Consider the following 14,524-nt stretch of genomic DNA (forward strand, 5'->3'; position numbering starts at 1 on the left):
CAGGCGGGACCACAGGCGTTCGGCGATCGACTCGCCCCGGGGCTCGCCGAGCCGCGGCATGGCGTCGACCAGGCCGGCGATCAGGCGGCGGGCCGTGCCGGTCACCGAGGCGGGGTCGAGCTGGTGGCGGAGGGGGTCGGACGCGCCGAGCACGGTGGCGATCACCTGGAGGCGGTCGAGCGGCAGCAGGTCCTCCGGCAGCCCGCGCTGGGCGGCGACGGCGGCCCGCAGCGCCTCCGGCTCGCACCTCCACACCTCGCCGCGGGCGTCGTCCCGGGGCTGCCCGAGGGCGGGGTCGGCGGTCCAGAGCCACGTGGCGACCGTCTCGAAGTCGCTCGTCCCGGCGAGCTCGATCGCGTCGCGTCCCCGGTAGTAGGGCCGGTCGGCGCCGAGCGCGGTGACGGACGACTCGATGACCAGCTCCGGCTGCCGGTTGCGGGGACGGCCCCGGCGGGCGAGGCGTTCGACCTCCTCGGCGGAGAAGAGGCTGCGCCTGCCGTCGTCGCCGTGCCGCCGCCGCAGCGCTCCCCTGCTCACGTACGCGTACAGCGTGGCGGGCTTGACGCCGAGCCGTTCGGCGGCCGTGGCCGCGTCGATCCACTCCATCGCAGGGAGCCCCTCCCATCATGTTGATGAAAATCAATATTGATACACGTTGAGCAACCATGTCAACGTGAGGGCATGCCCAAGGTTCATTTCCTCGATGTCACCAACCGGGACGGCGTGCAGACCGCGCGGACCGGCCTGTCCAAGTTCGGCAAGACCATGGTCAACTTCTATCTGGGCCGGCTCGGCGTGGCCCAGTCCGAGATCGGCTTTCCGTTCCTCTTCCACGAGGTCCCGTACGTCAGGGCCCAGGTGGCGCTGGCCGAGGCGGGGGCGTTCGGCGGGCTGCGGCTGTCCGGCTGGTGCCGGGGCGTGCCGCAGGACGTGGAGAAGGCGGCGCCTCTCGGGCTGAAGCACTACAACCTGTCCATCTCGACGTCCGACTACATGATCCAGAACAAGTTCCGCGGCCGCCTGGACAGGGAGGCGATCATCAGGGAGATGACGGCCGCGGTTCGCGCGGCCAAGGACGCGGGCGCGCTGACCGTGGGGGTGAACGCCGAGGACGGCTCGCGTACGGACGACGCCTTCCTGCTGGAGTTCGCCCTGGCGGCCAAGGAGGCGGGCGCCTGCCGGGTGCGCTACTGCGACACGATCGGCGGCGACACGCCGGGCCGGATCCGCGAGCGCTTCGCCAAGCTGGCGGCGGCGACCGCGATGCCGGTCGAGACCCACTGCCACAACGACCTCGGCATGGCCGTGGCCAACTCCGTCTCGGGCGCTCTGGGCGACCTGGACGCGGGGCAGGATGCGTGGATCAACACGTGCGTGAACGGCATCGGCGAGCGCTCGGGGAACGCCGACCTGCTCTCCACCGTCCTCGCCTTCGAGCACGGCTTCGGGCTCGACGCCGAGATCGGCGACCCGCTCGACCTGTCGTGGGCCCGCAGGTTCGGGTTGTGGGCGAGTTACGCGCTGGGGCAGCCGCTGCCGTACAACCAGGTCGGGGTGGGGCGCAACGCGTTCGCGCACGAGTCGGGCATCCACGCCGACGGTGCGCTGAAGGACCACGGCACGTACGAGCTCTACGACGAGGCGACGCTGGGGCCGTTCCCCGAGGACTGGCACGCGCGGAACGGGCGGGTGGTGCTGACCGGCGAGTACGGCGGCAAGGCCGGGTTCGGGCACGTCATGGACGCGCTGGGGATCGAGACGCCCGACGAGGAGCTGGCTTTCCGGTTGGTGCAGCTGTGCAACGCGATGACGGGCAGGCCGCTCACGGACGACGAGCTGCGCCTGATCGGGGCGTACCCGAGGGAGTTGTCGCTGTTGTTCCCGGGTTACGGGGGCGCCTGAGCGTTCCGGCCGCGCTTCCTCCTCTTCGGGGTGTACCTGTGGGAGTCAGCGCGGCCGTGGGCGCCACGGCTCAGTTCGACCGCCGTGTTGATGAGCACCACATTACCTGGCGGGATGCCACGATCAGGTGGTTTTACAGGGATTCGTCGCCCGTCTCGGGCAGGGCGAGCAGGCAGAGCAGGCTCAGCAGCGCCATCGCCGACACGTACCCGCCGACCGCCATCGCCCCCATGCCGCCGGCCTGCATGCCGGTGGCGACCAGCGGCGGCACCGCGCCGCCGAGCACCCCGCCGAGGCTGTAGGCGACCGACGCGCCGCTGTAGCGGTATTCCGTCCTGAACAGCTCCGGCAGGTACGCCCCCATCGGCCCGAAGACCAGCCCCATCAGCGCCAGAGCCCCGGCCAGCGCCAGCCCGGTGAGAACGACGGACCTCGTCTCCATCAGCGGGAACATCACCAGCCCCCACACGATGGCCACGCCGGTGCCCGTGATCAGGGTGCGCCGCCGGCCCAGCCGGTCGGAGACCATCGCGGAGGCCACGGTCCCCGCGGCCATGAAGACGACGCCGATCATGGTGAGCGCGAGCATCGTGGTCTTGGGGATCTCCAGCGTTTTCGTGCCGTACGCCAGGCAGTAGGTGGTGGCGGTGTAGAAGAGCGTGTACGCGATTGTCATGGCGCCGGCGCCGAGCAGGACGCGCCGCCACTGGTGCCGCATGAGCCCGGCGAACGGCACCCTGGCGATGCGCCGCTGGTCCATGGCCTGCCGGAAGACGGGCGTCTCGGAGATCTTGAGGCGTACGTACAGGCCGACGATCACGAGCAGCAGGCTCACCACGAACGGCAGCCGCCATCCCCAGCTGCCGAACGCGTCGTCGCTCAGCGTCTCGCCCAGCACCAGGAACAGCCCGTTGGCCACGATGAACCCGACGGACGGTCCGAGCTGCGGAAACATCGCGTAGAGCCCGCGTTTGCCGGGCGGCGCGTGCTCGGTGGCCAGCAGCGCCGCGCCGCCCCACTCGCCGCCGAGGCCGATGCCCTGGGTGAACCGCAGCAGCACCAGCAGCACGGGCGCCATGACGCCGATCGCGGCGTAGCCGGGAAGCAGCCCGATCGCCACCGTCGACAGCCCCATCACCAGCAGCGACACGACGAGCATGGACTTGCGGCCGATCCGGTCGCCCCAGTGCCCGAACAGCGCCGAGCCGAGCGGGCGCGAGATGAAGGCCACGGCGAATGTCGAGAACGCCGCCAGGCTGCCCGCCACCGGGTCGAGCTCGGGGAAGAAGGCGGCGTTGAGCACCAGGGCCGCGGCGGTGCCGTAGATGTAGAAGTCGTAGAACTCGATCGCGGTGCCGATGAGGCTGGCCGCCGCGACCCTGGACCTGCTGGGGGCCACGGTCTGGGGGGTTGTCGTCATACGTGTCTCACTATGCGGACTAGCGTCTTGGTCAACGATACGCGAACGCTATCACCTGGCCCTATGTCACATCAGATAGGTTCGTAGGCCGACCTTCAGGAAAGGAGCCGGCTTGGCCATCGATCTGGTCATCTTCGACTGTGACGGGGTGCTCGTGGACAGCGAGCCCATTTCCACGCGCGTGGGCACCGCGGCGTTGCGGCGCCTGGGCTGGACGATCGACGAGGCGGAGTACGCCGCGCGTTTCGTGGGCTGCACCAACGAATACTGGGCGGAGCAGGTCGGCGAGACGCCGCCGGGCTGGCGCGAGCGGCTCAACGCCGAGCACAAGGCCGCGATCATGGCGGAGCTTCGGGCCATCGAGGGCATCGAGGCGGCGATCGACCAGCTCACGGTGCCGACCTGCGTGGCCTCCAACGGCCGGCACGCCACCATCCGCCGCAGCCTGGAGCTCACGGGGCTGGCCAAGCGGTTCGACGGGCGGGTGTTCAGCGCCGAGGACGTCGCCAGGGGCAAGCCGGCGCCCGATCTGTTCCTGCACGCGGCGCGCACGATGGGGGTGCCGCCGGAGCGGTGCGTGGTGGTGGAGGACAGCCCGTTCGGGGTGACCGCGGCGATGAGCGCGGGCATGCGCTGCCTGGCCTACGCCGGCGGCTTCACCCCCGCCGACCGCCTCGCCGGCCTCGGCGCCACCCTCTTCCACGACCCGGCCGCCCTGCCGCGGCTGGTCACCTCGCTCGGCTGAGTCCGGCACCGGCGGCGCGCCCATCGGCGTGCCGCGGGACGGCGGAGGCCGGTCAGGCGTGCGCTGCCGCCGTCCGGAGCTGGCCGGGGGCGTGGCAGGCGCCTCCGCCGTCCGGAGCGGGCCGGCGCGCGGTCGCAGGCTCCGCCGTCCGGAGCGGGCCGGCGCGCGGCCGGCGGCTCAGGCGCGGAGCTTGACCACGTACCGGTAGCGGTCACCGCGGGCGGCCGAGCGGGTGTATTCGACGGGCCTGCCGGCACGGTCGTAGGTCCACCGCCTGATGACGATGAGCGGGCTGCCGACCGGGACGTCGAGGACGCGGGCCTCGCGTTCGTCGGCGGCCTCGGCGTGGATGCTCTCCGTGGCCTCGGAGACCTTGATGTCGAGGTCCTCGGCGAGGGAGGCGTACAACGACTGGCGCCGGGTCAGGGCGTCCGGGTCGATGCGGGAGCCGATCCGGTCGGGAAGCCACGAGTCGAGGAGCGCGAAGGGCGAGCCCGAGCCCGTCCGCACCCTGCGGACCAGCCAGGCGACCTCGGAGGGGAGAAACCCGAGGATCTCCAGGGGAGGGCTGGGGTCGAGGCGCACCTCGACCTCGGTGATGCCCGGCTGCAGGCCCAGGTCGCGCAGGAGCACGGTGAAGCTGCGCAGGTTGCCGAGGGAGTGGCTGATGCCGAGGTCGGAGTTGACGTAGCTGCCGGACCCGCGGCGCCGGGTGATGAGGTTGGCCGCTGCCAGGTGGTTCAGCGCGACCCGCACGGTGTTGCGGCTGACGCCGTACTCGTCGGTGAGCGCCTCCTCGGACGGCAGGCGCTGCCCGGGTTTGTAGCGGCCTTCGAGGATGTGCGTACGCAGCGAATCAGCCACGATCTCGTGCGCATGGCGCTTGGTCATGCGGGCCCATCTCCCCTCGCTCGCGAACCCGGCGCAGACCGAAGTACCAGTCAACAAGCTTCATGCACAACATATACCAACAACATCCAGATTTGTACCTACAACTCTTGACACTGGTTGGTACCAATTCTTACGGTGTCGGCACGGGCGAGATACGGGGTGCGCCTGAGACCTGTCAGCACGTCATCTCGGGATGCGATATGCGAAACATCAGAGCCGGGCTCATGGCCGTCGTGACGGCGACCGCCCTGGCGGCCTGTTCGACCGTGGGAGGGCCGGCCGGCCAGAGCGCCGCGCCCAGCACCGGTGGTGGCGAAGGACCCAAGGTGGCCTTCGTCTCCCAGGTGGAGGGCGTACCCTATTTCTCCGCTTTCAAGGAGGGCGCGGAGAAGACGGCGCAGTCGCTCGGCATGTCCTACACCCAGGCGGGGCCGTCCACCGCGGACGCGACCGAGCAGCTGCGTATCTTCAACAGCCTTGTCCAGCAGGGCTACTCCGCGATCGCGGTCTCCCCGCTCGACCCCCGGTCGATGAACCCGGCCATCGCGGCCGCGCGCAAGAAGGGCATCGTCGTGGTCACCGCCGACGCCGACGCACCCGACAGCGAACGCCAGCTGTTCGTGCAGCAGGCCTCCGACGCCGCGCTCGGCGCGACCGTGATGGACGAGATCGCCAAGGCCATGGGCGGCACGGGCAAGTACGGCATCGTGTCCGGCGCGGCCGACACGCAGACGTTCAACAGCTGGGTGGCCGAGGCGCGCAAGCGGCAGCAGTCCACCTACCCCGCCCTGGAGCTCGTCGGCGGCGTGCGCTACACCACCGACACCGCGCAGGCGCTGAAGGAGGCCCAGGACCTCATGACCGCCTACCCCGACCTCAAGGCGATCATCGCGGTCCCCTCGACCGCCGTGCCCGGGGTGGCGCAGGCCGTCCAGAACGCGGGCAAGACGGGGAAGGTGGCGGTCTCCGGCTTCGGGTCGCCGAAGACGGCGCGCACGTACGTCGAGTCCGGCGTGATGACCTCCACGGTGCTCTGGAACGTCCCGGACCTCGGTGTGCTGACCGTCTGGGCGATGAAGCAGCTGCTGGACGGCAAGCAGCTCGCCGCGAAGAACACCGTGCCCGGCCTGAAGGACCCGGTCGAGTACTCGGCCGCGACCAAGACGCTGGTCATGGGCCCGCCGATGGTCTTCACCAAGGCGAACATCGCCCAGTATGACTACTAGGAGCGACGTGCGGCCCATCCTCTCGGTGTCCGGCCTGTCCAAGAGCTTCGGCGCCACCACCGCCCTCGCCGACGTCGGCTTCACCCTCGCGGCCGGCGAACGGCTGGCCGTGCTCGGCGAGAACGGCGCCGGCAAGTCCACCCTGATCAAGATGATCGCCGGCGTGTACCCTCCCGACCGCGGCAAGATGACCTTGGACGGCGCCCCGCACCGGCCCTCCTCGCCGGGAGCCGCGCTGGCGGGCGGCATCAGCGTCGTCTACCAGGAGCCGTCGTTCTTCCCCCGGCTGTCGGTGCTGGAGAACCTCTACGTCGGCCGGGAGCCACGCGACCGCGCAGGGCAGGTCGACTGGCGCCGGATGCGCGGGCGCGGCGAGGAGCTGTTCCGGCGGCTCGACGTCCCCGTGGAGCTGCTGACCCGCCGCATGGACGCGCTGAGCCTGGCCGAGCAGCAACTGGCGCTGATCGCGCGGGCGGTCGACATCGAGGCCAAGGTGCTGATCCTGGACGAGCCCACCTCGATCCTGACCGACGCCGAGGTCCGCAGGTTGTTCCTCATCGTGCAGAGGCTCTCCGAAGCCGGCGTGGGCGTGCTGTACATCACCCACCGCTTCGAGGAGCTGGAGCACGTCGCGGACCGGTTCATCGTGCTGAAGGACGGCAGGCTCGCCGGCGACCTGCCCGCCTCGGAAGCCGACCACGACAGGATCCTGGAGATGATGTCCGGCCGGCCGGTCAACGCCGCCATCAGCCGCTCGGCCGCGCAGCCCAGGCCCGTCGTGCTGGAGACCTCCGGGCTCACCGTGCCGGGCGCGGTCTCGGACGTCGACCTGACCGTCCGCCGCGGCGAGGTGGTCGGCCTGTACGGGCTCGTCGGCGCCGGGCGTACCGAACTGGCCCTGACCGTCTTCGGCGTGCTGCGCCCCACCGCCGGCACCATGCGGGTGGACGACCGGCCGCACACGCCGCGCGGCCCGCGTGACGCCATGGCCGCCGGCATCGCCTACCTGCCGGAGGACCGCAAGACGCTCGGCATCTTCCCCGGCATGGACACGCTCAGCAACATCACCGCCGTCAAGCTGCCGGAGCTGCTCGGCCGCCTCGGCGTCATCCGCCGCGCCGAGGAGCGCAAGCTCGCGACCACGTGGATCGACCGGCTGCGCATCAAGGCCCCCACCCCGGCGTTCCCCATCACCGGCCTGTCCGGCGGGCACCAGCAGAAGGCGTTGTTCGCCCGGCAGCTCGCCACGGAACCCCGGATCCTCATCCTGGACGAGCCGACCCGGGGCATCGACGTGGCCACCAAGACCGACATCCAGCAGCGCCTGGTGGAGGTGGCCCGCGAGGGCACCGCTGTGCTGGTCGTCTCCAGCGACCTGCCGGAGCTCCTCGCCGTCTCCGACCGCGTCTACGTGATGCGCGAGGGCCGCGTGGCCGCCGAGCTGAGCGGCGACGACCTGACCGAGGACGCCGTACTGCGCGCCACGATGGGAGTGAACCGGTGACCACCACGACCGTCCCCTCCGCGTTCGCGCCCTCCGCGCGCATGCTGGTCGTGCTCCGCAACGCGCTGCTGCCGATCCTCCTGGTCGCCGAGGTGATCTTCTTCACCGTGGCCGCCCCCGGCTTCCTGTCCGCGGCCAACCTGGCCAACGTGGTGATCAACTCGGCCGACCTGGCGCTGCTGGCCGCGGGAGTGACGCTGGTCGTCCTGCTGGCCGGGATCGACGTGTCCGTCGGGCCGATGCTCGGCGTGGTCGCCTGGGTCGGCGCCACGCTGTTCGTCGCCGGCATGCCGCCGGCGCTGGTCGTCGTCATCGCCCTGCTGCTCGGCGGCGCGCTCGGCGCCATCAACGGCGCTCTGGTCGTCGGCGGGCGGATCTCCCCCATCATCACCACGCTGGGCACGGCCGCCATCTTCAAGACCGTGCTGTTCATCCTCTGGGACAGCACCGACGTCTTCGCCGGCCCCGTCGTGCCCGCGCTCGGCCCGGCCCGCGCCGGCGGGCTGCCCCTGGTGGGCCTGGTCGTGCTGGCCGTGTTCGGCGTGCTGGCGTACGTGCTGCGGCACCGGGTGTTCGGGCGGCGGCTGTTCGCCATCGGCAACGACGCCGAGGGCGCGCGGCTGCTCGGCGTGCCCGTCGGCCGGACGGCGTTCGCGGCGTACGTGCTCGTGGGCGTGCTCGTCGGCCTCGCGGCGCTCATCTACGTCGGCCGGGTCGGCGTCGTCCAGGCCACGGCCGGCAACGAGCTCACCCTGCCCGCGATCGCCGCCGTGGTCGTCGGCGGCACCAGCATCCTCGGCGGCGAGGGCGGCGTCCTGCGCACCCTCGGCGGCCTGGTCTTCATCGCGCTGCTGCAGAACGGCGTCGTGCTGATGGGCGTGCCCCCGTTGTGGAACGGCGTGCTGGTGGGGGCGGCCGTCGCCCTCGCGGTCGCCTTCGACGTACTGACCCGGCGCACCCTCGACAAGCGGATCGGAGCGAAGAAATGACAACGGGAGCCCTGCCCCGTCGGCCGTTGCGGGACCGCGTGAGCGATCGCAGGGTGTTCCTCGCCGTGCTCGTCGTCGCCCTCGGCGCGCTGATGAGCCTGCTGTCGCCGTACTTCCTCGAGGTGGGCAACCTGCTGGCGATGACGCAGTACGGCGCGGTGATCGGCCTGCTGGCCCTCGGCGTGTCGCTGGTCATCCTCGGCGGCCGGGGCGGCATCGACCTGTCCGGCGGGTCCGCGCTGAGCCTGTCGGGCATCGTCATGGGCCTGCTCGCCCAGAACCTCGGCCTCAGCCCGTGGCTGGCCGCCCTCGTGACGGTCGCCTTCGGCGCGCTGCTCGGCTCCGTCAACGGCTTCATGATCGCCCGGCTGGGCCTGCCCCCGCTGATCGTCACGCTGAGCACGCTCTTCCTGTACGGAGCGCTCGCCCAGGTGCTGACCGGCGGAGGCCAGCTCGGCGGGTTCAACCGGGAGGGCTTCGCCGCCCTCGGCCAGAGCGCGATCCTCGGCGTGCCCGCCCAGGTGCTGCTGGTGCTGGCGCCCGCGTTCGCCGTGGCCATCTGGGCGCAGAACCGCACCGCCTTCGGCAGGCGGCTGCACCAGATCGGCACCAGCGACCGGGCCGCCACCCTGGTCGGGATCGACGTGAGCAAGCTCAGATTCCGGCTGTACTGCCTGTCCGGCGCGCTGGCCGCGCTCGGCGCCGTGGTGACCAACGCGTGGCTGCTGACGGCCCGGCCCAGCGCCGGCCTCGGGATGGAGCTGCAGGCCATCACCATCGCGGTGCTCGGCGGCATCCACATCTTCGGCGGGCGCGGGCACCTCAGCGGTGTCCTGCTGGCGCTCGTCGTCGTGGTGGTGCTGTCCTGGGGGCTGCAGCTGGCCCAGGTCGGCAACTCCGTGCAGACCGGCATCCTCGGCCTGGTCCTGGTCGGCGCCGCCCTGCTGAACAACCTCCTCACCAGGAGGGCCCCCGGATGAGCGCCGCGGACAAGCGCCCCCTGGACGTGCTCGCGGTCGGGGACGCCAGCGTCGACTACTTCGTCCGGGTGCCCCACATCGCCACCGCCGACGGCAAGGCGATCGGGCGGCTGCTCAGCATCCAGGGCGGAGGCATGAGCGCCAACCTCTCCGCTGCGGCCCGCTTCGCCGGAGCCCGCAGCGGCCTGGTCACCGCCGTCGGCTCCGACGAACCCGGCCGCCAGGCGCTGGACCGGCTGGCCGCCCACGGGGTGGACGTGTCGGCGAGCATCACCGTCGCCGGCGGCCACACCTGGTTCTGCGTGGTCCAGCTCGACGACACCGGCGAGAAGTCCCTCGTCGGAGCGGTGACCGAGGTGAAGATCCCGGCCGCGGCGCAGGTCTCCGACGACCTGCTCCGTACGGCGCGGGTCGTCGCCCCGCTCGCCGACGACCTCGGCTGGGCACTCGACCTCGCCACCCGCGCCCGCGCGGGCGGCGCGGCCGTCGCCGTGGACCTCGAACCCGGCGCCGTCTCCGGACGCTGGGACGAGGTAGGCGCCCTCGCCCGCGCCAGCGACCTCGTCTTCTGCAACCAGGGCACGGCCGAGGTCCTCGCCGGCGGCGACCCGGAACGGTGCGCCGCGCTGCTCATCTCCGCCGGCGCGTCCGTCGTCGTCGTGACCGGCGGGCGCAACGGCGCGGCCTGCCACAGCCGGGACGAGAGCTGGCTCGCGCGCGGGCCGCAGGTCGACGTCGTCGACACCACCGGCGCCGGAGACGCCCTGGCCGGGGCGTTCACCGGGTCCTGGATCCTCGGGCGCCCCCTCGCCGACAGCCTGCGCGCCGGCGTCGCCACCGCCTCCCTCTGCGTCAGCCACCTCGGCTCACGCGCCTACCTCGACGCCGGCACCGGCATCGAGGCAACCCTGCGGAACGTCACCCTCGACGCCGCACCCCGTCTACAAGGAATCCGATGACCACTCTTCTGGACCGCATCCACGGCAGCCTGGCCGCCGCCTGCATCGCCGACGCCCTCGGCGCGCCCACCGAGGAACGCTCCATTCCGGAGATCCGGGAGCTGTTCGGCCGCAGGGTCGAGAGCTTCCACACGCCGCTGCCCGACGCGCCGTACGCGGTCGGGCGCGGGCCGGCCCAGATCACCGACGACTCCAGCCAGATGCTGCTGCTGGCCGAGGCGTACATCGAGCACGGCGGAGCCGTCTCCCCCGAGGTCATGGCCCGCCTGCTCATCGGCTGGTCCGGCAACCCCGCCTACTATCCCCACTTCGCCGGCCCCACCACGCGCCGGGCCATCGAACGCCTCAAGGCCGGCGACGACCCCTGGGAGGTGGGCAAGGCGGGACGCATCATGAGCGAGGGCGCCAGCAACGGCGGCGCCATGCGGGTCGCCCCCGCCGGGCTGGTGCACCCCGGTGACGTCGAGGGCGCCGTACGCGCGGCCCACCTGACGTGCGTGCCGAGCCACCACACGAACATCGGCGTCGCCGGGGCCGCCGCCATCGCCGCCGCCACCGCCGCCGCCTGCGTGGACGGCGCGGACCTCTTCCAGGTCGTACGGGCGGCGCGGCACGGCGCCGAACTCGGCGATGCCCTCGGCGCCGAACAGGGCCGGCGCGTCCCCGGGCCCTCCGTCGCCCAGCGCATCGACCTGGCCGTCACGCTGGCCGTACAGGCTCGCGACCTGGACGACGCCATCGAGCGGATCGCCTCCGTCATCGGCACCGGCCTGCCCGCGGCCGAGGCGTGCCCGGCGGCCATCGGCCTGCTGGTGGCGGCGGGCGGCGACCCCTTCCTGACCGCGGTCGCCGCGGCCACCGCCGGCGGCGACTCCGACACGGTCGGCTGCATGGCCGCCGCCGTCGCGGGCGCGCTCAACGGCATCGCCGCGGTGCCCGCCGCCGCGGTGGCGCGGGTCGAGGAGGCCAACAAGCTCGACCTGTCCGGCGTGGCCGCCCGGCTGGCCGCCGTCGCCCGCCCTGCCCCGGTGAGCAGCGACGCCTGACCCCACCCGGGACCGCACCTGGTGTGTTGGGCCCGGCACCAACCCCAGGTGCCGGGCCCAACACCGGGTGACGAACACGATCCCGGGCAACACAACGCCGTGGACGACACATCCCCGCTGAGCGGCACAACCCCGGGTGAGCGGCACAACGCCGGTGGGCCGGACAGCACCGGTGGGCGGGACGGTCCTAGGGCTCACTCGCCCCGCCATCGGGGCGCTCAAGGTCGGCGGGGGGTGGCCCGGCTCAGCCGATGCCGAGCGAGGCGAGGGTGGATCCGGTGCGGGTCTTGGTGACCTTGAGCTGGGCGGTGATCCGGGACCGAAGCTCGGCGACGTGGCTGACGATGCCCACCGCCCGCCCGCCGTCGCGCAGCCCGTCGAGGATGTCGAGGACGCTGTCCAGGGTGTCCTCGTCGAGGGTGCCGAAGCCCTCGTCGACGAAGAGCATGCCGAGCTCCGCCCCACCGGCCTCCGCCGTGACGACGTCGGCCAGGCCCAGCGCCAGGGCGAGCGAGGTGATGAAGCTCTCGCCTCCGGACAGCGTCGCCGGATCGCGGTCGACGCCGGTCCAGCCGTCGGCGACCCGCAGCCCCAGCCCGCCGCCGGAACGTGCCCGAGACCCCGCCGTCTTCCGCAGGTCGTGGCGTAGCAGGTAGCGTCCGCCCGACATGTGGTCGAGGCGTTCGTTCGCGGCGTCCACGACCTGCCGCAGCCGCTCGCCCAGCACGTACGACGACAGGCTCATGCTCCACCGGTTGTCGCTGGACGTGCCGCCGGCCAGCGCCGCCATCCGCTCCGCCAGCCGGTGCCGCTCGGCGGCCGGGCGCCAGCGTTCGAGATGGCCGGACAGTTCGGCGTACAGCTCCTCCAGCCGCGCCACCCGCGCCACGGCCCGGTCGCGGACGCTCGACAGCCGCGTGTGCGCCTCCTCCAGTGCGTCGCGCTCCGCCTCGATCGCCGCCAGGTCGGGGGCGGGCTGCGCGGCGGCGGCGACCAGTTCGGGATCGGCCAGGGTGCTCGTGACGGCGGCGTGCTCGTCGTCGAGGCGGCGCAGCAGCTCAGCCTTGCTCTCCCGCTCGTCCTGGCTCCTGGCCGCCGCCTCCGCCTCCGCCGCGTCCGCGAACCCGGCCTCGGCCGCCGCCTCCTCCGCGGTCTGCCTGGCCCTGGCCAGTTCGTCATGAGCCGCTGCCGCCGCCTGCGTCGCCTCCAGCGCCTCCCCCAGCAGTTCGGCCTCGTCACTCAGCCTGGCCAGCCGGGCGGTCAGGGTCGGGTCGCCGCCCCGTGCCGCGTCCAGCCGCGCGCCGAGCCTGCCGGCGTCGCCGCTCAGCTCCTCGTGTCTGGTGCGGCAGGCCGCCAGCCTGGCGGCGACCCTGCGGCTCTCCTCCTCCAGGTCCTGGCGTTCGCGGTGGAGGCGCGCCACGTCCGCGGCCAGGTCGTCCTCCCGCCCGGCCGAGCGCCGCAACCTGCGCAGCTCTTCCTCGGCCCCGGCCAGCACGAGCGCGCCGTCGAAGTCGTACGCGGGCGCACCGGCCTCTGCGCCCGTGTCACCGCCGTCCTGGCTGGTGGCACCTGCCGCGCGCCCTCGCTCGTCACCGGCATCCGCGCGGGCGCCGAGCCGCCCGGGTGGTCCGGTGAGGCCGGTGCGGAGGCGGGCGCGTTCGGATCGCAGGTGGGTGTGGTGGGCGCGGTGCCCGGCCAGGGCCTCGGCGATCTGCATGGCCTGGTCTCTGACCCGCTCGCGTTCGGCCTCGATGCGGTCGAGCGCGTCCGTCAGGGCAGGCTCGCGACCGGCCACCGCCTCCAGACGGGCGACCTCCTGCTCCGCCCGCAGCACCCTCTCCTCGGCCTCCGCCACGTCGAGGCCTTCCGTGGCCTCGACCGCGCCGGCGTGCCGGGACTCCAGCGAGGCGAGCTCGCGTTCCGCCGCCTCGCGCTCGGCGAGCGCGGCCTCGTGCTCGGTCTCGGCCGCGTGCTCGTCGTCGGCCGAAGGAGCGCTCGGGGCGGGCGCGGCGGGAGCGGGATGGTGGCCGGAGCCGCACACGGCGCACGGCTGCCCGTCGGCCAGGTCGCGGGCCAGCTCGGCCGCCATGCCGTCGATGCGGGCCTGGCGCAGGTCGAGCCAGCGTTCGCGGAGCGTCTGGGCCCGGTCGACCAGCACCTGATGGGCGGCGACGGCCGCGTCCAGCTCCACGGCCAGGGCATCGCGGCGGTGCGTGGCCTGCAGCGCGGCTCTGGCGGCGTCGAGACTCGCGACGGCGGCGGGGATGGCCGCCGCCTGCGCGCGTACGTCGGCCAGGGCCGCGCCGGCCTCGGCGAGCCTGCCGGGCAGCTCGGCCTCCGCGGCGGACAGCTCGGCCTCGCGCTGCGACAGCTCGTCCAGCTCGGCCGCCAGCCCGGCGAGCTCGCGGTCGATCTCGATCAGGTGGGCGGCGGCGTCGCGCACGGCCTGGGCGGCCGGGATCCTGGCGGCGTCCGTACGGGCCTCGGCGAGCACCCGCTCGGCCTGCTCGATCAGGCCGGGCAGGACGGCCAGCCGCTCGGCGACGGATGCGTCGGCCTCGACCAGCGCGGCCAGTTCCTGCTCCACGCGCAGCAGGTCGCGCCTGACCACCGACAGCCTGGCCTCTTCCGTGAGCAGCTCCGACAGGCGCGCGATCTCGGCCCGTCGTTCGCGTTCGAGCACGGCCAGCTCGCCGGCCGAGGAGGCCACGGCCCCGGGCACCGCCGCTGTGTCCTCCCCGCGCGGCGGGGCCGGCGAACCGTCTCCCCCGGAAACCGGGGTGCCGTTGCTCCCGCGTCCTGGAACGAGGTCCGGGTGGCCGGGCGCGCCTGGGGTCGGGCGTTCACCGGCGGGGAGGAGGG

12 protein-coding genes are annotated in these 14,524 nt (G+C 73.0%); 8 read left to right on the forward strand and 4 right to left on the reverse strand.

Features of this window, described 5'->3' with window-relative positions:
• The coding region (locus E1295_RS42970) for a helix-turn-helix domain-containing protein (RefSeq protein ID WP_132640276.1) at positions 1–606 on the reverse strand (606 nt) is incomplete at its 3' end.
• Between the two features lie 75 nt (positions 607–681).
• On the opposite strand from E1295_RS42970, the gene E1295_RS42975 reads away from it, so the two are divergent.
• Positions 682–1,902 carry a LeuA family protein gene (locus E1295_RS42975; RefSeq protein ID WP_132640278.1) on the forward strand — a complete coding sequence of 407 codons (1,221 nt, stop codon included), beginning with the start codon at positions 682–684 and terminating at the stop codon, positions 1,900–1,902.
• Between the two features lie 133 nt (positions 1,903–2,035).
• Here E1295_RS42975 and E1295_RS42980 read toward each other — a convergent pair whose 3' ends face one another.
• Positions 2,036–3,322, reverse strand: coding sequence for an MFS transporter (locus E1295_RS42980; protein ID WP_132640280.1), 1,287 nt, complete (start codon positions 3,320–3,322; stop codon positions 2,036–2,038).
• Between the two features lie 112 nt (positions 3,323–3,434).
• Between E1295_RS42980 and E1295_RS42985 the strand changes: the two genes are divergently transcribed.
• A complete protein-coding gene (locus E1295_RS42985; protein WP_132640282.1) occupies positions 3,435–4,067 on the forward strand; it encodes an HAD family hydrolase in 633 nt (210 codons plus the stop codon).
• Positions 4,068–4,244: 177 nt separating this feature from the next.
• Here the strand turns inward: E1295_RS42985 and E1295_RS42990 are convergent, their stop codons facing one another.
• Positions 4,245–4,958, reverse strand: a complete 714-nt coding sequence (locus E1295_RS42990) for a GntR family transcriptional regulator (RefSeq protein WP_132640284.1) — start codon at positions 4,956–4,958, stop codon at positions 4,245–4,247.
• A 200-nt stretch (positions 4,959–5,158) separates the two neighbouring features.
• On the opposite strand from E1295_RS42990, the gene E1295_RS42995 reads away from it, so the two are divergent.
• From E1295_RS42995 to E1295_RS43020, 6 genes are read left to right on the forward strand one after another with little or no spacing between them, the layout of a single operon-like run.
• The gene (locus E1295_RS42995) at positions 5,159–6,184 is read left to right on the forward strand and encodes an autoinducer 2 ABC transporter substrate-binding protein (RefSeq protein WP_166427689.1); all 1,026 of its coding nucleotides are present in this window, start codon (positions 5,159–5,161) and stop codon (positions 6,182–6,184) included.
• 7 nt (positions 6,185–6,191) lie between these two features.
• On the forward strand, positions 6,192–7,688 hold the full coding sequence (locus tag E1295_RS43000; protein WP_166427690.1) for a sugar ABC transporter ATP-binding protein: 1,497 nt from the start codon (positions 6,192–6,194) through the stop codon (positions 7,686–7,688).
• Positions 7,685–8,677: an ABC transporter permease gene (locus E1295_RS43005; RefSeq protein WP_132640290.1), complete on the forward strand. Its 993-nt coding sequence runs from the start codon at positions 7,685–7,687 to the stop codon at positions 8,675–8,677. Before E1295_RS43000 ends, E1295_RS43005 begins: the two co-directional genes overlap by 4 nt.
• Before the next feature lie 38 nt (positions 8,678–8,715).
• Positions 8,716–9,657, forward strand: a complete 942-nt coding sequence (locus E1295_RS43010) for an ABC transporter permease (RefSeq protein ID WP_166427691.1) — start codon at positions 8,716–8,718, stop codon at positions 9,655–9,657.
• Positions 9,654–10,616, forward strand: a complete 963-nt coding sequence (locus tag E1295_RS43015) for a carbohydrate kinase family protein (protein WP_132640294.1) — start codon at positions 9,654–9,656, stop codon at positions 10,614–10,616. The genes E1295_RS43010 and E1295_RS43015 overlap by 4 nt, the downstream gene beginning before the upstream one ends.
• Positions 10,613–11,662 carry an ADP-ribosylglycohydrolase family protein gene (locus tag E1295_RS43020; protein WP_132640296.1) on the forward strand — a complete coding sequence of 350 codons (1,050 nt, stop codon included), beginning with the start codon at positions 10,613–10,615 and terminating at the stop codon, positions 11,660–11,662. Before E1295_RS43015 ends, E1295_RS43020 begins: the two co-directional genes overlap by 4 nt.
• A 244-nt stretch (positions 11,663–11,906) precedes the next feature.
• Here E1295_RS43020 and E1295_RS43025 read toward each other — a convergent pair whose 3' ends face one another.
• Positions 11,907–14,384 (reverse strand): SbcC/MukB-like Walker B domain-containing protein, encoded by a 2,478-nt coding sequence (locus E1295_RS43025; RefSeq protein ID WP_246081074.1) that lies wholly within the window; start codon positions 14,382–14,384, stop codon positions 11,907–11,909.
• Positions 14,385–14,524: the final 140 nt, after the last annotated feature.

The sequence above is a fragment of the Nonomuraea mesophila genome (assembly GCF_004352805.1).
Lineage (GTDB): Bacteria > Actinomycetota > Actinomycetes > Streptosporangiales > Streptosporangiaceae > Nonomuraea > Nonomuraea longispora.

Bases quoted from the DNA above. Each gene is read 5' to 3' on its own strand.
- E1295_RS42975 (WP_132640278.1), top strand. From the start codon at position 682: ATGCCCAAGGTTCATTTCCTCGATGTCACCAACCGGGACGGCGTGCAG.
- E1295_RS42980 (WP_132640280.1), bottom strand. From the start codon at position 3,322: ATGACGACAACCCCCCAGACCGTGGCCCCCAGCAGGTCCAGGGTCGCG.
- E1295_RS42990 (WP_132640284.1), bottom strand. From the start codon at position 4,958: ATGACCAAGCGCCATGCGCACGAGATCGTGGCTGATTCGCTGCGTACG.
- E1295_RS42995 (WP_166427689.1), top strand. From the start codon at position 5,159: ATGCGAAACATCAGAGCCGGGCTCATGGCCGTCGTGACGGCGACCGCC.
- E1295_RS43015 (WP_132640294.1), top strand. From the start codon at position 9,654: ATGAGCGCCGCGGACAAGCGCCCCCTGGACGTGCTCGCGGTCGGGGAC.
- E1295_RS43020 (WP_132640296.1), top strand. From the start codon at position 10,613: ATGACCACTCTTCTGGACCGCATCCACGGCAGCCTGGCCGCCGCCTGC.